At 70.1% G+C, this 20292-nt stretch carries 19 protein-coding genes and 1 tRNA gene; 10 read left to right on the plus strand and 10 right to left on the minus strand.

Going from position 1 to position 20292, the window contains the following annotated elements:
• Positions 1-22: 22 nt before the first annotated feature.
• The 4 genes from D7X12_RS03330 (at position 23) to D7X12_RS03345 (ending at position 4460) form a co-directional block, all read left to right on the plus strand.
• Positions 23-1354 carry a hydroxymethylglutaryl-CoA reductase, degradative gene (locus D7X12_RS03330; protein ID WP_120623812.1) on the plus strand — a complete coding sequence of 444 codons (1332 nt, stop codon included), beginning with the start codon at positions 23-25 and terminating at the stop codon, positions 1352-1354.
• Between the two features lie 93 nt (positions 1355-1447).
• Positions 1448-2398, plus strand: coding sequence for a mevalonate kinase (gene mvk / locus D7X12_RS03335; protein WP_120623813.1), 951 nt, complete (start codon positions 1448-1450; stop codon positions 2396-2398).
• Entirely contained in the window at positions 2395-3381 is a 987-nt protein-coding gene (mvaD, locus tag D7X12_RS03340; RefSeq protein ID WP_120623814.1) for a diphosphomevalonate decarboxylase, read from the plus strand. The genes mvk and mvaD overlap by 4 nt, the downstream gene beginning before the upstream one ends.
• Positions 3381-4460 carry a mevalonate kinase family protein gene (locus tag D7X12_RS03345; protein ID WP_120623815.1) on the plus strand — a complete coding sequence of 360 codons (1080 nt, stop codon included), beginning with the start codon at positions 3381-3383 and terminating at the stop codon, positions 4458-4460. The genes mvaD and D7X12_RS03345 overlap by 1 nt, the downstream gene beginning before the upstream one ends.
• A gap of 27 nt (positions 4461-4487) precedes the next feature.
• Here D7X12_RS03345 and omp85 read toward each other — a convergent pair whose 3' ends face one another.
• Complete coding sequence (gene omp85 / locus D7X12_RS03350) at positions 4488-5666, minus strand: Omp85 family outer membrane protein (protein WP_120623816.1); 1179 nt, start codon at positions 5664-5666, stop codon at positions 4488-4490.
• Positions 5667-5819: 153 nt separating this feature from the next.
• Between omp85 and D7X12_RS03355 the strand changes: the two genes are divergently transcribed.
• Together D7X12_RS03355 and D7X12_RS03360 are read left to right on the plus strand one after the other, a co-directional pair.
• Positions 5820-7412 carry an alkaline phosphatase family protein gene (locus D7X12_RS03355; RefSeq protein ID WP_120623817.1) on the plus strand — a complete coding sequence of 531 codons (1593 nt, stop codon included), beginning with the start codon at positions 5820-5822 and terminating at the stop codon, positions 7410-7412.
• Between the two features lie 17 nt (positions 7413-7429).
• Positions 7430-8512, plus strand: coding sequence for a lysylphosphatidylglycerol synthase transmembrane domain-containing protein (locus D7X12_RS03360; protein ID WP_120623818.1), 1083 nt, complete (start codon positions 7430-7432; stop codon positions 8510-8512).
• A 72-nt stretch (positions 8513-8584) separates the two neighbouring features.
• Here D7X12_RS03360 and D7X12_RS03365 read toward each other — a convergent pair.
• From D7X12_RS03365 to D7X12_RS03395, 7 genes are all read right to left on the minus strand, one after another.
• A tRNA-Leu gene (locus D7X12_RS03365) sits at positions 8585-8668 on the minus strand.
• 88 nt (positions 8669-8756) lie between these two features.
• Complete coding sequence (locus D7X12_RS03370; RefSeq protein WP_120623819.1) at positions 8757-9134, minus strand: 2Fe-2S iron-sulfur cluster-binding protein; 378 nt, start codon at positions 9132-9134, stop codon at positions 8757-8759.
• 2 nt (positions 9135-9136) lie between these two features.
• Entirely contained in the window at positions 9137-10981 is a 1845-nt protein-coding gene (hscA, locus tag D7X12_RS03375; RefSeq protein ID WP_120623820.1) for a Fe-S protein assembly chaperone HscA, read from the minus strand.
• Entirely contained in the window at positions 10978-11526 is a 549-nt protein-coding gene (gene hscB / locus D7X12_RS03380) for a Fe-S protein assembly co-chaperone HscB (RefSeq protein WP_120623821.1), read from the minus strand. The genes hscA and hscB overlap by 4 nt, the downstream gene beginning before the upstream one ends.
• Before the next feature lie 105 nt (positions 11527-11631).
• Positions 11632-12015, minus strand: coding sequence for a HesB/IscA family protein (locus D7X12_RS03385; protein WP_120623822.1), 384 nt, complete (start codon positions 12013-12015; stop codon positions 11632-11634).
• Between the two features lie 58 nt (positions 12016-12073).
• Positions 12074-12466, minus strand: a complete 393-nt coding sequence (gene iscU, locus D7X12_RS03390; protein WP_120614576.1) for a Fe-S cluster assembly scaffold IscU — start codon at positions 12464-12466, stop codon at positions 12074-12076.
• A gap of 116 nt (positions 12467-12582) precedes the next feature.
• On the minus strand, positions 12583-13944 hold the full coding sequence (locus tag D7X12_RS03395) for an IscS subfamily cysteine desulfurase (RefSeq protein ID WP_244224326.1): 1362 nt from the start codon (positions 13942-13944) through the stop codon (positions 12583-12585).
• A gap of 380 nt (positions 13945-14324) precedes the next feature.
• On the opposite strand from D7X12_RS03395, the gene D7X12_RS03400 reads away from it, so the two are divergent.
• The 4 genes from D7X12_RS03400 to D7X12_RS03415 are packed head-to-tail and all read left to right on the plus strand — an operon-like array spanning position 14325 to position 19104.
• On the plus strand, positions 14325-15938 hold the full coding sequence (locus D7X12_RS03400; RefSeq protein ID WP_208718795.1) for an SPFH domain-containing protein: 1614 nt from the start codon (positions 14325-14327) through the stop codon (positions 15936-15938).
• 55 nt (positions 15939-15993) lie between these two features.
• Positions 15994-17424, plus strand: a complete 1431-nt coding sequence (locus tag D7X12_RS03405) for a protein-disulfide reductase DsbD family protein (RefSeq protein ID WP_120623824.1) — start codon at positions 15994-15996, stop codon at positions 17422-17424.
• Between the two features lie 20 nt (positions 17425-17444).
• Positions 17445-18557 carry an AAA family ATPase gene (locus D7X12_RS03410; RefSeq protein ID WP_120623825.1) on the plus strand — a complete coding sequence of 371 codons (1113 nt, stop codon included), beginning with the start codon at positions 17445-17447 and terminating at the stop codon, positions 18555-18557.
• Complete coding sequence (locus D7X12_RS03415; RefSeq protein WP_120623826.1) at positions 18550-19104, plus strand: hypothetical protein; 555 nt, start codon at positions 18550-18552, stop codon at positions 19102-19104. The genes D7X12_RS03410 and D7X12_RS03415 overlap by 8 nt, the downstream gene beginning before the upstream one ends.
• A gap of 18 nt (positions 19105-19122) precedes the next feature.
• On the opposite strand, the gene D7X12_RS03420 is transcribed toward D7X12_RS03415, so the two are convergent.
• Together D7X12_RS03420 and D7X12_RS03425 are read right to left on the minus strand one after the other, a co-directional pair.
• Positions 19123-19716: a tRNA-uridine aminocarboxypropyltransferase gene (locus D7X12_RS03420; RefSeq protein WP_120623827.1), complete on the minus strand. Its 594-nt coding sequence runs from the start codon at positions 19714-19716 to the stop codon at positions 19123-19125.
• Entirely contained in the window at positions 19713-20261 is a 549-nt protein-coding gene (locus D7X12_RS03425) for a hypothetical protein (protein WP_120615612.1), read from the minus strand. The genes D7X12_RS03420 and D7X12_RS03425 overlap by 4 nt, the downstream gene beginning before the upstream one ends.
• Between the last annotated feature and the right edge of the window lie 31 nt (positions 20262-20292).

Raw genomic sequence — 20292 nt, forward strand, 5'->3', positions numbered from 1 at the left:
TCCCAGGTTGGGAAGGAAGAACATGTCTGACACCGTGACGTCCCGGCTCGCCGGATTCCACAAGCTGCCGATGGAGGAGCGACTCGCTCAGATTGGCCGCATGTTCCGGCTGTCTGAAGAAGAGCTGGAGCAGCTTCGCGGCGTGGGCACGCTGGATCCGGTGCTCGCCAACCAGATGATTGAAAACGCGGTGGGCACCTTCTCCCTGCCGCTGGGGCTGGGCCTCAACCTCAACGTCAACGGGCGCGACTACATCGTGCCCATGGCGGTGGAGGAGCCCTCCGTCGTCGCGGCGGTGTCGTTCGCGTCGAAGATCGTCCGCGAGTCCGGAGGCTTCGTCGCGGAGGCCGACGAGTCGATGATGATCGGCCAGGTGCAGGTGTCCAACTACGGCGACCCCGTGAAGGCCACTGAGCACATCCTGGACGCGAAGGAGCAGATCCTCGCCCTGGCGAACAGCTTCCACCCGGCCATGGTCGCCCGGGGCGGCGGTGCGCGGGACGTGGAGGTGCGCATCCTGCCCGCGCCGGAGGGCCCGCGCGGCGAGCCGCTGCTCATCGTCCACATCCTCATCGACACGCAGGAGGCGATGGGGGCGAACCTCATCAACACCGTCGCCGAGGGCGTGGCGCCGCTGATTGAGCAGGTGACGGGCGGCAAGGTGTACCTGCGCATCCTGTCCAACCTGGCGGACCGCCGGCTCGCGCGCGCCACGTGCCGCATCCCGCTGCCGATGCTGGCGGACTTCGACCTGCCGGGCGAGGAGATCGCCGAAGGCATCGCGCAGGCCAGCCGCTTCGCGGAAGCGGATCCGTACCGCGCCGCCACGCACAACAAGGGCGTGATGAACGGCATCGACGCGGTGGCCATCGCCACCGGTCAGGACTGGCGCTCCATTGAAGCGGGCGCGCACGCGTTCGCCTGCCGGGGCGGGCAGTACCGGCCGCTGTCCACCTGGTACCTGGAGGAAGGGCACCTCGTGGGCCGCATCGAGCTGCCGCTGGCGCTGGGCACGGTGGGCGGCCCCATCAAAGTGCACCCGGGCGTGCAGGTGGCGCTCAAGCTGATGCGCGTGTCGGGCGTGCGCGAGCTGTCCATGGTGTTCGCGGCGGTGGGGCTCGCGCAGAACTTCGCGGCGCTCCGGGCCCTGGGTTCGGTGGGCATCCAGAAGGGCCACATGGCCATGCACGCCCGCTGCGTCGCGGTGACGGCGGGCGCGCGCGGTGGCGACGTGGAGAAGGTCGCCAACCTGCTGGTGAAGGCCGGGCACGTGAAGGTGGAGAAGGCGCGGGAGATCCTCGCAAGCCTCCTCCCCGACACCCCCGCCGTCGCCGTCACCGTCACCAACGGCTGACCCCATCACCCCCGCGCGCATGTCGCGGGGCTCCTCGCAGGTCCAGGGCGGCGCGCTCCTTTTCGAGTGCCCGCCCCTTTTCCTACCGGTGCCATGACTCCCGCAACGAAACCCCTCGTCGCCTTCGGTGCCGGCAAGGTCATCCTGCTGGGTGAGCACAGCGTGGTGTACGGCTACCCCGCGCTCGCGGGCCCCTTGAGCTTCGGTGTGACGGCGCGCGGCGTGCCCGCGCGCTCGTGCCAGCTGGACGTGCCGGTGACGGCGGACGCGGCGCAGAAGCGCCTCATGCGCAAGGCGTTCGCGCGGGCGGCGCGGATGGTGGGCGAGCCCAAGGTGAAGGTGACGCTGGAGGCCCGGCTGCCGCTGTCCGCGGGGCTGGGCAGCTCCGCGGCGCTGGCGGTGGCCACGTCGCGCGTGCTGCTCCAGGCGGCGGGCCAGGAGCCCACGGCGAAGGCCACGGCGCGCCTGGCGTGGGAGATGGAGCAGGAGTTCCACGGCACGCCCTCCGGCGTGGACCACACCACCAGCGCGGAGGAGAAGCTCATCCTCTACCGGCGGGTGCAGGGACCGTCGGGCGTCACCGGCCGGGCGCGCGAGGTGAAGAGTCCGCGCGCCGTGTCGGTGGTGGTGGCGCTGGCGGGTGCGCGCAGTCCCACGAAGGTGACGGTGGGCGCGCTGCGCGAGCGGCAGGCGCGGTGGCCGGAGCGCTACCGCCGGCTGTTCGCGCAGGTGGGAAGGCTCGTCACCGAGGCGTCGAAGGCGGTGGAGGCGGGTGACCTGGAGGGGCTGGGGGACGCGATGAACGTCAACCAGGGCCTGCTGGGTGCGCTGGGCCTGTCGTCACCGGCGCTGGAAGACATGGTGTACCGGCTGCGCGGCTTGGGGGCGCTGGGCGCCAAACTCACCGGGGCAGGTGGCGACGGTGGCGCCGTCATCGGCCTCTTCCTCGAACCGGAGCCCGTGGTCGCGAAGCTGACGCGCGACGGCGTGCGCTGCTTCGCCAGCCAACTGGCGGGACCGCGGGCCCAGGGAGTCCATTCATGAAAGCAACCGTCCGGGCGCATCCGAACATCGCCCTCGTGAAGTACTGGGGGAAGCGGGATGACGCGCTCATCCTCCCGCACCAGTCCAGCCTGTCGCTCACGCTGTCGCCCATCCACGTGACGACGACGGTGGAGTTCGGCGCGGCGGCCGACCACGTGGAGCTGCACGGCCACGTCGCCAAGGGCAGCGAGCGCGACCGCGTGCTGCGCCTGCTGGACGCCGTGCGCGTGCAGGCGGGCCGCGACCTGGGCCCCGCGAAGGTGGTGTCGCGCGGCGACTTCCCGATGGCGGCGGGGCTCGCCAGCAGCGCGGCGGGCTTCGCGGCGCTGGCCGTCGCGGGGCGTCAGGCGGCGGGGCTGCCCGCGGACACGCGCGCCTCCAGCATCCTCGCCCGAAGGGGCAGCGGCTCCGCGTGCCGCAGCGTGCAGGGCGGCTTCTGCGAGTGGCTGCGCGGCGAGCGCGAGGACGGCGAGGACAGCTACGCGGTGCAGCGCTTCGACGCCGGACACTGGCCGGAGCTGCGCATGGTGGTGGCCATCGTCGACCGCGGCGAGAAGGAAGTGAAGTCGCGAGACGGCATGAAGTCCGCGGTGGAGACGAGCCCCTACTACCCGGCGTGGGTGAAGGACGCGGAAGCGGAGGTGCCCCGCGCCCGCGACCTCATCGCGAAGAAGGACCTGGAGGGGCTGGGGGAGCTGTGCGAGCGCAACGCATGGCGGATGCACAGCACCTCGCTCGCGGCCGACCCACCGCTCTGCTACCTGAGCCCGGCGACGCTGGGGCTCATCCAGCACCTGCGCGAGCAGCGCAAGAAGGGCGTGCCGGTGTGGTTCACGCTCGACGCGGGGCCCAACCCGGTGCTGCTGACGGACGCGGCGCACGAAGTGGCGGCGGAGGCCCTGGCCCGCGCGTGCGGCGCGGTGGACGTGGTGCGCTGCGTGCCCGGCGGGGACGCGGTCCTCCTGTCGGAGCACCTGTTCTGATGGAGCGCGCGCTCTCCGCACCCGGCAAGCTGTTCGTCTCCGGCGAGTACGCCGTGCTGTGGGGAGGCGTCTCGCGCGTGGCCGCGGTGGCGCCTCGCACGGCCGCCTACGTGCGCAGGCGGCAGGACTCGCGCGTGCACATCTGCCTGGAGGAGGGGACGTTCCAGGGGCTCACCACGCCCCGGGGCGTGAAGTGGGAGCGCGACGTTCCGGCGGGGTTCTCCTTCGTCGCGCGCACGCTGGATGAAGCCCTGCGCGCGCACGGCCGGCCCAGCGTGGGCTTCGACCTCGCGGTGGCGCCGGGCGCGATGGGGCCCGGAGGCCACAAGCTGGGGCTGGGCGGCAGCGCCTCCGCGTCGGTGCTCGCGGCGGAGGGCGCCCGCTTCGTGCTGGAGGAGAAGTTCGACGTGCTGAAGCTCGCGCTCGTCTCGCACGCGCTGGGACAGGGCGGAAAGGGGAGCGGCGGCGACGTGGCGGCGAGCTTCGCGGGCGGGCTGTCGCGCTACCGGCGCTACGACGTGGCCGCGCTGACGGAGGCCGCCAACACCGGCCGCTTCCACGCGGCGCTCGCCGAGTCGCCGCCGGTGGACCTGTGGCGCATGCCCGCGCCCCGCGTCGCCATGCTCTACGCCTTCACCGGGGAGAGCGCGTCCACGAAGCTGCTCATCGCCCAGGTGGAGGAGCGGCTCGCGGAGGCTGGCCGGCAGGCCTTCGTGGTGCGCTCGGACGCGCTGGGCCACGCGATTGAAGACGGCCTGGGCGGCGGCGACTTCCGCGCCTTCAGCGACGCGGTGAAGGCCCAGCACGCGCTGCTCCTGGAGCTGGGGCCGTTGGAGACCGAAGGCATGCGCCGCGTGCTGGCGATTGCTGCCTCGTACGGCTGCGCGGGCAAGCTGTCCGGCGCGGGCGGCGGCGATGGGTGCATCCTCTTCGCCCCAGATGCTCAGGCGCGCGAGGAGCTGCGCCAGGGCCTGGAGTCGCGCGGCTTCCTCACGCTGCTCTTGGACGTGGAGCCCGGTGTGCGCGGCGAGGCCCAGGCGGATGCGCGGCTTCGCGGCTGGGTGGACGCGCTCGTCTGAAGAGGCAGCGCGCGTCCAGGCGGGCCGTTAGAACATGTGGCCGAAGGTGACGTAGAAGCGCTGGCGGCCCGTCTCGGTGGAGCGCGCGTAGTCCATGCGCACCACGGCCGCGCGGCGTGAGAAGCGCAGGCCGCCGCCGATGCCCGGGTGCCAGTCATGCCACTTGCCGTCCGACACGCCCGGATGCCACACGCGGCCCAGGTCGAAGAACACCACCGCGCCCAGCGCGACGGGCTGGCCGAAGATGGACATGCGGGCGGCCTGGAAGCGCAGCTCGGAGTTGCTGAAGGCCTTCACGTTGCCGGCGAAGCGGTTGCGCTCGATGCCGCGCACGCTGCTCATGCCGCCAATGCCCTCGGAGATGTTGACGCCGCCCGTCGTCATCCACTCGAAGAAGGGCACCTCGCCAAACAGCATGTCCAGCGTCAGCCGCTGCGCGAAGACGAGGCGCTCCGACAGCTTGAAGTAGCGCCGCTCGCTCAGCGTCACGCCCGCGTACTGGTAGCGGCTGAAGGTGGCCAGGCCCGACACGCGCAGCGCCACCTCCTCCACGCCGCCCGTCGTCGGGTCGCCCTCCTGGTCGCGCGTGTCCCAGAGCGCGCCCGCGAGGATCTGCCCGCTGGGCCCACCCTCGATGCCAATGGGCTTCTCCTGCGCGAGGATGGACGTCTCGTAGGGGGCCACGCTGGTGTTGCGCCACCCGTAGCCCACGTAGGACTGGAACGGGTGCGTCTCACCGAAGGGCCGGCCGCGCAGGCGGACCCAGAAGCCCGGCGAGCCCTTGTCGAAGTTGTAGCGCTCGTCCTCCACGTTGCCGCGGAAGTTCGGGGCGGACAGGTTGCCCGCGCCGAAGAACGGGCTGCTCTTCTCCTGCCGGTACTCCAGCCGGCCCTCCAGCCGCAGGGGCCCCAGCAACTGCGGGCCGTCGTAGCGGAGGTAATGATTCTGGGCACCGCGTGAGCTGAAGAAGATCTGCGCGGCCAGGGCGTGCGCGTACGGCGTCTTGCCCGGCGCGTACAGGTACATGCCGCCCACCGCGCCGTAGCCGAAGCCCTGATCCGAGCTGAAGCTCACCAGCGGCAGCGCGATGCCGTCCATCGACGGCGCCTTCTTCACGGGCTGGAGCCCGGGCGCGGGGGCACGGCCGGCCGCGGCGGCGCTGAGCGTCAGCAGGAGAAAGAAGAGGCAGATGACAGGAGCCAGCATCGAAACCCCGTGAAGCCCCGAGGGGGCGCATCGATTCCAGCCCGGGACTAGGACGCGCTCTGCCCGCCTGCTCTCCAAGAGAGCATCGCGGCCCCAGAAGCTCCTGTCCCCCTGAATGCCCATTTTGCATCGCGGGATGGGGGAGCCGTCAACGTGCCCGAAAGTTTGAGCGAACTCGTCAGCGAGAATTCACGGAATTGGGCGAATGGCCTTGTTCGGCGCATTGGGTCCAAAGTGCCTCCGGTGGCGTCCCGGCGCGCCCGGAATGTCCTGCTGGTGCACCTGGACGGTGTGCCCAAGGCCCTGCTGGACGAGGCGATTGTCGCGGGGCGGATGCCCTTCGTCGCGCACCTCGTCCGCTCGGGCGCGTATCACCTGGAGAACGCCTTCTGGGGCGCGCCTACCTCCACGCCCTTCTTCCAGGCGGGGTTGCTCTACGGGCTCCAGCATCCGAACCTGCCGGGTTACAGCTGGTACGACCGCTCGCTCGGCCGCAAGGTCCAGATGAACACCCCTGGCGACGCGATGGCCATCGACGCGCGCTTGAGGGGCCACGGCCGCACGAGCCTGTTGGATCACGGCGGGCACACCTACTTCTCGCTCTTCCACGCGGGCGCCACCAACCGCATGTGCATGAGCACGCTGTCGAGCTTCAAGCTGATGGCGCGCTCGTTCGCCTACGAGATGCAGGGCCTGTCGTCGGCGCGCACGCGCGGCGCGTGGGATTTCCTGCGCTCGTTCGGGATGGAGTCCTGGCAGGCGGTGCGCGAGGTGCGCCAGTGGGCGCGCTCCGTCAACGACTGGCGCCACGAGCAGGGCTTCCTCCTGAGCCGCATCCTCCTGCAGCGGCTGGGTTGGAGCTTCGCGTACACCAAGTCCCTGGTGGACATGGTGCGAGGTGTGCCGCTCATCTACCTGGTCTACGGCAACTACGACGAGGTGGCCCACCGCCGCGGCCCGCGCTCGGAGCTGGCGATGCAGGAGCTGCACCGCGTGGACGCGTCCCTGGCGGAGCTGTTCGCCGTGGCCCGTGCCGCGCCGGAGCCCTACGACGTCATCCTGCTGTCCGACCACGGCCACGTGGACAGCCTGCCCATGGAGCAGCGGCAGGGCCGGCGCCTGGAGGCCGTGCTCTTCGAAGGAGCCACGCCGCCCCTGCGTGAGGGGGTGCTCAGCGGTCTCCTGGACGGACGCGAGGCCCCGACGCCGGACACGTCCGCGTGCGAGCCCTTCACGCCGGTGGTGGTGGAAGCCGGCAACTTCGCGCACATCTACCTGAGCTGCCGTGCCACGCCGCTGGAGGCGCGCGAGCTGCTGGCGCGGCATCCGGACGTGCTGGCGCGCGCCACGGGCAACGCGGACATCGGCATGGTGGCGATGCGCCGGGGCTCGGAAGCCGTGGTGGTGATGGGCGGCGGCGTCTACGGCCTTGCCGACCTGGACCGCGCGCCGCTGTCCTCCGAGTACAGCCGCAGCGCCATGGCGGACTTCCTCCAGGGGCTGCCGCACATGGAGACGGCGGGCGACCTGGTGCTCTTCGGTGAGGCCGTGCAGAAGGGCGGCACGGTGGGCTTCGCGTGGGAGTTCGGCTCGCACGGCGGCCTGACGCGCGTGGAGTCCGACAGCCTGGTGATGTGGCCCGCGAACGGGCCCGTGGACCTGTCTGGCCTCAGCCACTGCGCGCGGCTGCACGAGCGGCTGGCGGAGGCCTACCTGGACACGGGCTCACCGCGAATACTGCATTGAAACCGAAAGGGAGGACCATGCGGCTTCCCAACGCCGGTGGACGCACGTGGCTGAAGGTGCTGGGCGCCGTGGTGGGGCTCGTGCTGTCCGTGCTCCTGCTGTCCACGGCCTTCTTCAAGTGGAACCTGCATGGGGCAGGGGACCTGCTCATCCCCCGCTTCCCGCTGCGCAAGTTCTTGCAGGACCTGCCGGGACACCTGGTGTGGCTGGTGCCCTTCCTGCTGCTCCAGGCGTCGCTCGTGCCGCTGCGCGCGGTGCAGTGGCAGGCCACGCTGCGCAAGCCCATCCCGTTCCGCGACCGCTACCACCTGGTGGGCATTGGCGTCTTCGTGCACAACGCGCTGCCGGGGAAGCTGGGCGAAGTCACGCGGGCCTTCCTGCTGTCGCGCACGCAGAACGTGCCCTTCGTTCGAGGCCTGGGCTCCGTGGGCGTGTGCAAGCTGATGGAGTTCGCGTGCCTGATGCTGCTGGTGGCCCTGTCGTTCCTGGGCCCCTTCGGCACGACGATGGCCCACTTCCGGGGGGAGATGAAGGTGGCCGTGTCGCTGTGCATCGGCCTGGTCGCGCTGGTGGTGCTGCTGGCCCACTGGGCCGCGCCCCTGGGGCGCTGGCTGCACAAACGCCACAGCCTGCCGCGCGTGGAGAGCTTCCTCAGCCACGTGGGCGAGGGCCTGGGCACCGCGCGCTCCTTCAAGGGCATGGCGAAGGTGTTCTTCTTCTCCATCTTCCCGGTGTCCGCGTCCGCGCTGGCCTATGGGCTCGCGCTCCACGGCATTGGCATCCCCGGGGGGCTCTTCGCGGGCGCCGTGGTGCTGGGGGCCATCTCCCTGGGGCAGGCGCTGCCGGGCGTCCCGGCGGGCATGGGCATCTACTACTTCGTGACGAGCTGGGCGGCCCGCTCGCTGGGGGCCAGCGCGGAGGACGCGGCAGCCTTCGCCACGCTCACCCACCTTGGCACCGTGCTCAGCCAGGTGTCCGTGGGCGCCCTGTCCGTGCACCACAGCAAGCTGCGGATCCGCGACCTGCGCAAGGGAGGCCGGCTGGCCGCCGACGCCGCGCACCACGTGGCGCACGAAGCCGTGGAGCCCGCGCCGCCCTGATCCGCGGAAAGGGCCTGTGCCGGAAAACAAAAAGGGCCCCGACTTGTGGTCGGGGCCCTTCTTTTTACTTCATGCCCGGGAGAGGACTCGAACCTCCATGCCCTTGCAGGCGCTAGACCCTGAATCTAGTGTGTCTACCAATTCCACCACCCGGGCGGATGGGGGTGCTGCCGGTGCGACGGGCGAGACGTATAAAGAACCTCTTCCGCCCGGTCAAGCACAACGTTTCAGGCCCCTTCACCGGCTACTTCTTGAGGGGCCATCTGCCCTCGGACTCGAGCTGCCGGCGGATGGCCGGGTTCTCGTCCATGAAGGCCACCAGGGACTCCTCGGTGATCTCCACCGTGACGTCCTCGCCGCCCACCTCCGTCTGACAGCTCAGGCGGGAGTACGGGCGGACGTCGAAGCCCATGTCCAGCCGGTCCATCTCGTCGTCCCGCTGCTCGCTCAGGGAGTCCAGCCCCTTGCGGATCCACACGTGGCAGGTGGAGCACCCGCACACGCCGCCGCAGCTGTGACCCACCTGGGCCTCGCCCTTCTCCGCGGCGTCCAGCAGGGTGGTGCCCGGGGGCACGTCCACGGCGACTTCCGCCAGGGGGCTCTTGAAGGTGACCTTGGGCACGGTCAGTACTCCTCCACGGAATGGCCGGACACCACCTGGGTGATGGCGCGGTTCATGACCCGTTCGATGAAGCCTCGGGAGGCCTCGTCCAGCGCGTGCAGGGCTTCCTTCACCGCCAGGTAGTTCTTGCCCTGGGCGGACTCGCGCACGCGGGCCATGGCGGCCTGGATGGCCTCCGTCTCACCGGCCTCCAGCAGGGCGGCGTTCTCGCGCAGCTGGCGGTCGGCCTCGGCCAGGACGCGCTCGGCCTCCACCTGCTGCTCGCGCACCTGGCGGGCCTGGATGTCGTCCTCGGCGTAGTCGATGGAGTCGAGCAGCATCTTCTCGATCTCATCGTCCGTCAGGCCGTGGCTGGGCTTCACGGTGATGGTCTGCGCGGCGCCGGTGCTCTGCTCCTTCGCGGTGACGGACAGGATGCCATCCGCGTCCACCTGGAAGCGCACCTCCACCCGGGCCATGCCCGCCGCCATGGGCGGGATGCCGGAGAGCGTGAAGCGCGCGAGGCTCCGGTTGTCCTCCACCAGCTCCCGCTCGCCCTGCACCACGTGCACGTCCAGGCCCGTCTGATGGTCCTTGAACGTGGTGAACACCTGCGCCGCCGCCGTGGGGATGGTGGAGTTGCGCGGGATGAGCTTCTCCGCGATGCCGCCCATCGTCTCCAGGCCCAGCGACAGGGGCAGCACGTCCAGCAGCAGCACCTCGTCCTGACGGTTGCTGTCCGTCAGCAGGCTGGCCTGCACCGCCGCGCCCAGCGCCACGACCTGATCCGGATCGATGTCGCCCAGGGGCTCGCGGCCGAACAGCTCCGCCACGAAGTGGCGCACCGCCGGCACGCGCGTGGAGCCGCCCACCAGGATGACGCCGTCCAACTCACCCACCACGACGCCCGCGTCCTTCAGGGCCCGCCGGCACACCGCGCCCGTCTTCTGCACGAGCGGCTGGATCCACGCCTCGAAGTCCGCGCGCGTGACGGGCTGCGAGTGCCCGCCCACGGTGAGTGTCACCTCGCTTGCGTCCGTCAGCGCCTCCTTCGCCTTGCGCGAGGCGGCCATGGCCTCCGCCACCTGCGAAGGGGAGGGCGCCTGTGCGCCCATCGCCTGGAGCACGCGCGTAGCGATGGCGCGGTCGAAGTCGTCCCCGCCCAGCGCGGAATCACCGCCGGTGGACTTCACCTCGAAGACGCCGTCCTCCAGCTTGAGGATGGAGATGTCGAAGGTGCCGCCGCCCAGGTCATAGACGGCGAAGGTGCCCTGGCTGCCCTTGTCCAGGCCGTAGGCCAGGGCCGCGGCGGTGGGCTCGTTGAGCAGCCGCAGCACCTCCAGGCCCGCGAGCTTCCCCGCGTCCCGGGTGGCCTGGCGCTGGGCGTCGTCGAAGTAGGCGGGCACGGTGATGACGGCCTGCTCCACCTTGCCGGAGAAGTGCGCCTCCGCGCGGCGCTTGAGGGCGCGCAGGATTTCGCCCGACACCTCGATGGGCGTCACTGGCTGGCCGCCGGCGACATCGAAGCGCACCACCTGCGAGCCGGGGACGAAGCGGTAGGCGCCCAGCTTGCGCGTCTCCGGATCATCCGGACCGCGGCCCATGAAGCGCTTCACCGACACGATGGTGTCCGTGGGAGCATCGGCCGCGAGCTTCCGCGCGCGGGCGCCCACCACCACGCCGCCGTCCTTGCCGTAGTGCACGACGGAGGGCAGCAGCAGCGAGTCGTCCTCATCCACCGGGACGCAGCGGGGCTTGCCCTGGGACACGGACGCCACCAGCGAGTGCGTGGTGCCCAGGTCGATGCCCACGGCGTGCCCCTTGGGCTTGAGCGGGTCGTGGATCTGCAGAAGTCCGTTGTTGCTCACGCGAGCACCTCCTCCTCGAACGCGTCCACCTGCTCGAGGAAGCGCGTGAAGTAGCGCACCCGCCCCAGCGCGTGCGATGCCTTTCTCACCCCGTCCGGAGAATCCCCTGCGGCCTCCACTGACTTGAGCGCGGACACGGCCTCCGAAAGCGCCGCCTGCTTGCGGCTGGAGACCTCCTTCGCCATGGCCTGGGCCCGGGACAGGTCCTTCGCCGCGATGGCGTCGTCCAGCTCCTCGCGCAGGGTCATGACCTCCTCCAGGAACTCCAGGGGCATGTCCTTCTGGGCGCCCGCGTCCTCGCGGTCCAGGTCGATGCCGTGGAGCTTCAGCAGGTAGAAGGCGCGGCGGACTGGGTCCTTGAGCGTCTTGTAGGCCTCGTTGAGGGCGGTGGTGCCCTCCAGGGCCTGGAGCCGCTCGCGGGCGTTGCCCTGCGCGACGCGGTCCGGGTGGAGCTGCAGCGACAGCTCCCGGTACTGCTTCTCCAGGGCCGGTACGTCCACAACGTGCGAGCGGGGCAGCCCGAACACGTCGAAGTGGGTCCTCACGGTGGGGGCATCCTCATGGGGGCGAAAACGAAAAAGGGGCCCGGCACCGGGCCGGACCCCTGTGCCCGCGCCCTGACCGAGGGGCGGGCGGGCAAGGCCGCGAGCTCAGACGGAGAAGCTCTCTCCGCAGCCGCAGGCGGCCTTGATGTTGGGGTTGTTCAGCTTGAAGCCGGAGGCCATCAGCGTCTGCTCGAACACGAGCTCCGTGCCGATGAGGTAGAGGTAGCTCTTCGGATCCACGAAGACGCGCACGCCATCCCGCTCGAACACCTTGTCGCGCTCGCGGGACTTCTCCGACCACTCCATGGAGTACTGGAGGCCGGAGCAGCCGCCGCCCTTCACGGCGATCCGCAGCCCTGCTTCGGGCGTCTGGCGCTCGGCGAGCAGCACCTTGAGGCGCTCCACCGCGCTGTCCGCCAGGCCAATGCCCTTGGGCGCCGGCTTGGGGGGCGTCTGAGGGGCCTGGGTCGTCTGGGCCTGCTCGTTCATGGGGTCGTCCTCGCTTCCTGGATACGGCGATACGGCGTGCGCTGCGAGCCGCGGGGAACTACGCCTGCCGCGACGCGCGCTTCTTCTTGAAGTCCTCGATGGCCGCCTTGATGGCGTCCTCGGCCAGCACGGAGCAGTGGATCTTCACGGGGGGCAGCGACAGCTCCCGCGCCACGTCCTTGTTGGAGATGGTCATCGCCTGATCCACCGTCTTGCCCTTCACCCACTCGGTGACGAGCGAGCTGGACGCGATGGCGGAGCCACAGCCGAAGGTCTTGAAGCGCGCGTCCTCGATGACGCCCGCGTCGCTGATCTTCAACTGGAGGCGCATCACGTCGCCGCAGGCGGGGGCGCCCACGAGGCCGGTGCCGACGTTCGGGTCGTTCTTGTCGAGCGTCCCCACGTTGCGGGGGTTCTCGTAGTGCTCGATGACCTTGTCGCTGTAAGCCATGCGTCTAACGCTCCTTCACACAACGCTTGAACTGATGCGCCTTGCGGGCAACCGATGCGCGGCCGGGCGGACGGGGGCTTCCGTGCCCGGCTGGAAACCGTGTCGGGGGAGGGCGCCTAGTGCGCCGTCCACTCGATGCTCTTGAGGTCGATGCCTTCCTTGGCCATCTCGTACAGGGGGCTCATGTCTCGCAACTTGCGGACTTTGTCCACCACGAGGCGGATGACGAAGTCCACCTCCTCCTCCGTGTTGAAGCGGCCCAGGCCGAAGCGGATGGAGCTGTGGGCCATGTCCTCCTCCACGCCCAGGGCGCGCAGCACGTAGGAGGGCTCCAGGGACGACGAGGTGCACGCGGACCCGGACGACACCGCGACGTCCTTGATGGACATCATCATCGCCTCGCCCTCCACGTAGGAGAACGACAGGTTGAGGCTGCCCGGCATGCGGTGCTCCAGGCTGCCGTTCACAATCACCAGGTCCAGCTGCTCCATGATGCCCGTGCGCAGCCGCTCGCGCAGCCGGAACAGGCGCGCGGCCTCCGCGGGCAGGTCCTGCTTCGCGACCTCCGCCGCCGCGCCGAAGCCGACGATGGACGCCACGTTGAGCGTGCCGCTGCGCATGCCGCGCTCATGGCCGCCGCCGTCCACCATGGGGGCGATTCTCACGCGCGGCTTGCGGCGCACGTACAGCGCGCCCACGCCCTTGGGGCCGTACATCTTGTGGGCGCTGATGGACGCCAGGTCCACCTGCATCGCCTCCACGTCGAAGGGCACCTTGCCCACGCCCTGCACCGCGTCGCAGTGGAAGAGGATGCCCTTCTGCCGGCACAGCTTTCCAATCTCCGCCACCGGTTGCAGCACGCCGATCTCGTTGTTGGCGAACATGATGGAGACGAGCACCGTCTTCGGCGTCATCGCGGCGGCCAGCTTCTCCAGGCTGACGCGGCCGTCCTTCTCCACGTCCAGGTAGGTGACGCGCGCGCCGCCCGTGGGCAGCTCCGCCCACTTCCGGTACGTCTCATCCGCCTCGATGTTGAACTTCGCGGACAGCTCCGCCAGGTCCTCGGGCTGCACGTCGCGCTCGGCCAGCTGGCCCAGGCGCAGCAGCTTCAGTTCGTCCAGCCGCTCCTGGCGCACGCGCTCCAGGCGCTTGCAGGTGTCCAGGACGGCCTTGTGCTCCGTCTTCAGGGTGATGATGTGGTCGCCCTTGGACTTGTAGAACTCGATGACGCCCTTGATGGCCAGGTTGTCGGACTCGGTGGCGCCGGAGGTAAAGACGATCTCCTTCTCCGACGCGCCAATCAGCTCGGCCACCTGCCGGCGGGCCTTCTCCACCGCGGCCTCGGCCTTCCAGCCGAACGCATGGTTGCGGCTGGCGGCGTTGCCGAAGTCCTCGCGGAGGTAGGGCAACATCGCTTCCAGCACCCGCGGGTCGAGCGGGGTGGTGGCGTGGTTGTCCATGTAGATGGGCAGGTTCAGCATGGCTTCCTCGGAAGAAAAGATGCGGGAGGGTGGGACTTCCCTCCGCTCCCCGGCGACGCGGTGGGTCCGCGCGCAGCGGCAGGGTCTACATGGGCCCACACGAATGTGGACCGGACTGGTCAAATATAAAATCGACCCCCCTCGGGTCAAGCGAACATAAGGCGAGGTGCCTCCTTCACTCGGGAGGGCCCGGGCTCGGAGGTGCTGGGAGGTGGGCCGTGGCGGTGCAACGGCTGGCCGGAGTGGATCACTCCGGGTGCTCCGTCCTGGCACGTTCCGCTCCGAAATGGAGCACCGGCCGGTCGCAAGTGCCCGTTTCCAGGCATCGCGGGGCATGGCCGGGGGGCTGCACTGGAGGGGACGCGGAGGGTGCACGTATGAGCGCCAACGCGAAGTCGCAGGCCCGGAGCCAAGGTTCGGACGCAGGGAGTGAGGGGACGGGACGGCCGGCCCTGGTCCGCCTGGAGGGGGGCCTGGATCGCTCCCGCTACACGGACGGGTGGCGGGCGGGGAAGCCCGCGGAGGACCCGGACAAGGTGAAGGGCTGGGGGCTGATCACCGCGCGGCCCAGCGAGTTCCTCATCCACATGCGCCGGGGGCGCTTGCGCGAGGTGAGCGGCCAGGGGGCGAGCTGCTTCAAGCTGCCCGGGGACTCGGTGGCCATCGTGCCCACCAGCATCCAGCGGCTGCAGTTCACCGCGGATCAGGTGACGAGCGAGAAGGTGGGCGTGGCGGTGACGGGGCTCGCGGTGTACCGCATCGCGGATCCGCTGGTGGCCTTCCGGATGCTCAACTTCAGCTACCCGGAGCGGGCGCAGGAGAAGCTGGCGGAGCTGCTGCGGGAGATGTTCGTCGGCGCGGCGCGCAGGCTCGTGGCCAACCTCTCCGTGGAGGAGTGCCTCACGCGGCGCAAGGAGGGCATCGCCGAGGAGCTGATGCGGGAGATCGCCCCGGTGCTCGCCGGGCAGGGCCAGCTGGCGGACCGCACCGACAAGGGCTGGGGCGTGCTCCTGGACACGATTGAGATTCAAGACGTGCGCGTGCTGTCCGCGACCGTCTTCGAGCACATGCAGGCCCGCTTCCGCCGTGAACAGGAGCGGCAGGCGCGCGAGGCGGAGCTCGCGAAGGAGCGCTTCGTGCGGCGCGAGGAGACGGAGGGCGAGCGCGTGCTCAACCTCCAGAGGCTCGCGGCGCAGGAGGAGGTGCGCCAGCGCTCGCAGGCCACCGAGGAGCAGGCGCGGCTGGAGCAACTGGCGGTGGAGGCGCGCCTCGCGGCCACGAAGCTCGAGCAGGAGCGGCAGGCCCAGCAGGAGAAGACGGCGGTGGCGCGCGAGGTGGCGCTCGCGAAGCTGGCCGCGCAGGAGGAGGTGAGCATCCAGACGCAGGCCCTGGAGGAGAAGGCCCGCCTGGAGGCGCTGGCCGCGAAGGGCCGGCTCGAGGAGGCGCAGCTCGCCGCGGAGCGACAGCTCGCGCTCAACCGCGCCCAAGGCGAGCTGGAGCGCTTGCGGCTGGAGCACCAGGCGGAGTCCGCGAAGGCGCAGGTGGGGCTGGAGCGGCTGCGCCGTCAGCAGCAGGCGGAGGCCGCGCGGCACGAGCTGCAGCTCGCGGAGTCCCGGCAGGAGGCCGAGCAGCTGGCCGCCCGGCTCCAGGTGCTGCTGGCGAAGCAGTCCATCGCGGAGGCCGAGGCCTCCATCACGGAGCTGGAGCTGCGCCGCACCCGTTCCCAGCAGGCGCTGGAGATGGAGCGGGCCCGCGAGCTGCGTGAGATTGAGAACACGGTGAGCCCGGAGGTCATCCAATTGACCCTGGCGCGGCAGCTCCCCCAGGTGGCGGCGGCCTTCCAGCAGAAGATGGGCGAGGTGCACGTGACGGCGGTGGATGGAGCGAACCCCTTTGGCTACATCGCCGCCGCGGTGGAGGGCGTCATGGGCCTGGCGCGCTCGGCGGGGCTGAAGGTCCCCGGCAACCCCCAGGTGATGCCGGTGGAGTAGCCGCACCGCCGGCCTCCGCATATAGAAGGGGCCCTCGCGCGGGAGCCAGGCACGCATGAATGGATTGAAGCTGACGGCGGCGGCGGTCGCGGTGGTGGCCGGACTGGCGGTGGCCGTGGTGCCGTGGGTGCTGCCCACGGGCCCCAGCGCCGGGCTGGACGCGGCTCAGTTCCTGGAGTCCGGCAGCCTCTTCTGGGGCGCCGGGGTGGTGTTCGCGGGCGGCCTGCTCACCGCGCTGACGCCGTGCGTGTATCCGCTCATCCCCATCACCGTGTCGGTGTTCGGCGCGCGCAAGGCGGAGGGGCGCGGCCGCTCACTGGCGCTGACGTCGTCGTACATCGTGGGCATGGGCGTGGTGTTCAGCGCGCTGGGCATCCTGGCGGCGAAGACGGGACAGGCCTTCGGCTCCATGCTGGGCAGCCCCGTGGTGGTGACGGTGCTGGCGCTGTTCCTGCTGCTGCTGGCGTCGTCCATGTTCGGCGCGTTCGAGCTGGCGCTGCCGTCGTCGCTGCAGACGAAGCTGACGGGCGTGGGCGGCTCCGGCGTCGCGGGCGCGTTCCTGATGGGCAGCGTGTCCGGGTTCCTCGCGGCGCCGTGCACCGGGCCGGTGCTCACGGGGCTGCTGGCCTTCGTGGCGAAGTCCGCCGACGTGACGCTGGGCGCGACGCTGCTGTTCATCTACGCGCTGGGCATCGGCGTGCCGTTCTTCCTCATCGGCGTCTTCACGGTGCGGCTGCCGCGCGGCGGCGTGTGGATGGAGTGGGTGAAGAGCGTGCTGGGCATCATGCTGGTGGCGCTCGCGTTCTCGTACCTGAAGGACGCCTTCCCCTGGGCGCGCGACACGGTGAAGGTGCTGGGCAACGAGGTGGGGCAGGTGCCCGGGGCGCTCATCGCCGCGGTGCTGACGGCCGCGGGCGTGCTCGCGGGCGCGGTGCACCGCTCGTTCAAGGAAGGCGCGCGAGACTTCGGCTTCAAGGCGCTGGGCGTGGTGCTGGTGGTGGGCGCGCTGGTGGTGCGCGGCGGCGCGCTGGACGCGAAGCCCACGGGCGCGCTGTGGGTGCGCCTGGGCCTCGCACAGCCCCCGCGCGCGCCGGCCTGGCAGTGGCACCACGTGATGCCGCCGAAGACGGCCACGTTCGATGCCCGGCAGTTCGACCAGGTGCTCGCGAGCGCGAAGGCCGAAGGGCGCCCGGTGCTCATCGACTTCTTCGCGGACTGGTGCGCGGCCTGCAAGGAGTTGGACCGGGAGACCTACCCGTCCCAGGAGGTCATCACCCAGGCGGAGTCCGGGCGCTTCCTCACCATCAAGATCGACGCGACCCACAGCGAGGACAATCTCGACGCGCTGATGGAGAAGCTGGGCGTGGAGGGGCTGCCCACCGTGGCCTTCGTGAACCCGGACGGCACGGTGCTGACGAAGCCGCGCGTGACGGGCTTCCTGGAGCCCGTGCCCTTCGCGGCGGAGATGCGCAAGGTCGTGCAGTAGGCCTGTGCTAGGGAGGACGAATGCTCGAACGGATCTACATCGACAACTTCCGGTGCTTCGTCAACTTCGAGTGGAAGCCTGCGCGATTGGCTCTGCTGCTCGGTGAGAACGGGTCGGGCAAGACGTCGAGCATCGAGGTGCTCTGGGGGATCCGCTCGTTGATTGTCGGGGAGCTGGAGGCGCGCCGGGTCTTCCCCAGCAGTTCCCGGACCCGGTGGACCTCCAGGGCATTGCAGCGCGTGGAGCTGGATGTTCGGCTTCCCGAGGGGCTCTATTCCTATGCGCTGCTCGTAGAGCACGACGAGGATGATCCTGCCCAGAGCCGCATCAAGCACGAAGAACTCCAGTTGGATCAGGAGCTCCTCGTGGGATTTACCAATGGCGAACTGCACCTGTTCTTCGACGACGGGATGCCCGGGCCATCCATCGCGACGCGCGCCAGTCGTTCCGGATTGGGCGCGGTCGCTCCAGGACACAACTTCCGGAAGATTGGTGCGTTCAAGAAATGGCTTGAGGAAGAGGTCTGGTACTTCAAGCCAGACCCGCGAGCCATGTCGGGACGCACCGATGATCCAAGCGATGTCCTCGACGTCAACCTCCGCAATTTCGCGTCGTGGTACCCGACGGTGATTACTCGGGACCTTGATGCCGCCATCCAGACCCAGCGTTCGCTTCGAGAGGTTTTCCGCGGCTTCGACTCACTTGCCGTCGATAAGTCGCGTCCCCAGCTCCAGGCCCGGTTCTCTTCAGGACGGAAGGGTGCGCCCTATTCAGTGGACTTCTTGGAGTTGTCGGACGGTCAGCGGGCCTTGATTGCGCTCTATCTGATTCGTCACGCCGTCCTCAAACCGGGGCGGCTGATTATCTTCGACGAGCCCGATAACTACGTCGCCTTGAAGGAGATCCAGCCCTGGCTCCTGGAGGTGAGTGAGACCGCCCTGGACCGCGATGGTCCCCAGGTGTGGTTCGTGAGCCATCACCCCGAGATCCTGAACCAGCTCGCGCCGTCCCATGGAACGCGGTTCTTCCGCGAAGAAGAGGGCCCCTCTCGCATCGAGCGCTTCAAGGGGATGCCGGAGTTGAGCGCGGCCGAGGTTGTGGCCCGCGGACTGGAGGGCGTGGTTGGTGAGTAACGGCTCCCGGTATGTCGTCCTCTGCGAGGACCTTCAGTCGAGCGTCTTCATCTCCCGGGCACTGAAGCAACTGGGCGTCAAGCAGCACCAGATTCGGATCGAGCCGTTGCCGTCCTCCACCGAAGGAGGGGCCGGAGAGCAGTACGTGCGCAAGCACACGCCCGCGCAGGTCAAAGCGCATCGGAGCCTTCAAGCCCGTGTACGCACGGCGTTGATCATCCACATTGATGCGGATCCCGCCAACTCCGTTCAGGATCGGCGACAGCAACTCGACGCGGCGCTCAAGGAGCAGGGGCAATCACCTGTGACCGCTTCGGAGCGCATCGCCCGCCTTGTCCCCAAGCGGAACATCGAGACGTGGATCCATTTCTATCTGGACGGACCGCCGGTGGATGAAGCCCAGGCGTACGCGAAGTACACGGGGAACGAGCGAGCCTGTGCCCCTGCGGCGGAGTCTTTCGCGCAGGATGCCGCAGGAAACGTCCAGCCCCCGCAGGCGCCAGGTTCCCTCCTGTTGGGGCTCGATGAGTTCCGGCGCGTTCTGTAGCGCTCCGGTCACCGCTCCCTAGAGGTAGTCCACCCAGCCCAGCCGTCCGCGGCTGCCCAGCACGCGTTCAATCATCACCTCGTGCAGCGCGAGCAGCGGCTCCGCCACCGCTTCGCCCTCCAGCCTCGCGAGCGCGCCGGCCATCGCCTCCAGCGTGGACATCCCCTCCGGGTGCGGCGGCTTGCGCAGCCGTCGCGTGTCCGGCGCGGGGGGCGGCAGCCTCATGCCCGGCAGCCGCCGCAGGCCAGGGACGCGCTGCACCATGCGCCGCGCCTGCGCCCAGCTCCCGTCAATGACGACGAGCCGCTGGGGCAGCGGGCCCTCCGCCTCCGGCGCATCGGGGAAGAGCAGCCACGTGTCCAACCCGTCCTCCAGCACCGACGCGTCGAAGGGCTCACCGGGCGCGCCGTAGGACACGATGCGGCAGCGGGGCAGGGCCAGCGCCGCGATGCGCGCGGTGTTGGTGCTCTTCTGCGCCTCCTTGTTGTGCCGGATGATGAGCAGCTCCGTGCGCGTGGGCACGACGGGCACCTGGGCGCACAGACACCACGCGGTGGGCAGGTAGCACCGCTCACAGCGACCCGCGAGGTCGTCCGGGGTGCGCGACCTCATTTCGCCGTGCGGTAGCGCTCCATCAGGGCCCGCGCCTCCCGCAGCTTCTCCTCGACGAAGCGGTCATCCGCGTCCGGTTCGTACTCCGCGTCCGGCGGATCCAACTGGAAGAGGGCGGACAGGCTCGCGGGCGCGACCTCCAGCCACTCCGAGGTGCGGTGCAGGGCGGCCTGCCGGCGTCCGGCGAAGGTCTCCGGCCCGTCCTCCGGGCCACAGCGACAGATGCGCGCCGAGTCCCCCGACACGTCCACGTAGAGGCCCAGCACCTCCGCGTCCACCTCCGCGGCCAGCGCGCACGTGGCCTCGCTGATGTAGGCGGCCATGGCCTGCGCCGCGGACCGCTCCGTCAGCGAACGCACCAGGTACACCTGCCACCCGGCCTCCGTGAGCGCCCCGGCCTCCGTCAGCGGGGCCAGCTCCGCCGGAGGCGCCTGGATGCGCGACAGCAGCCGGCGCACGGGGACCTCCAGCCGCTCGAGCCGGGCGTTCGACGCGGGGCAGAAGAAGACCACGCGGTACTCTCGGCTGTCGGCGGCGGTTTCCATGGGCATACGGCGGTGCCCAAGAGGACCAAAG

It is taken from the genome of Corallococcus sicarius (genome assembly GCF_003611735.1).
In the GTDB taxonomy this organism is placed as follows: Bacteria; Myxococcota; Myxococcia; order Myxococcales; family Myxococcaceae; genus Corallococcus; species Corallococcus sicarius.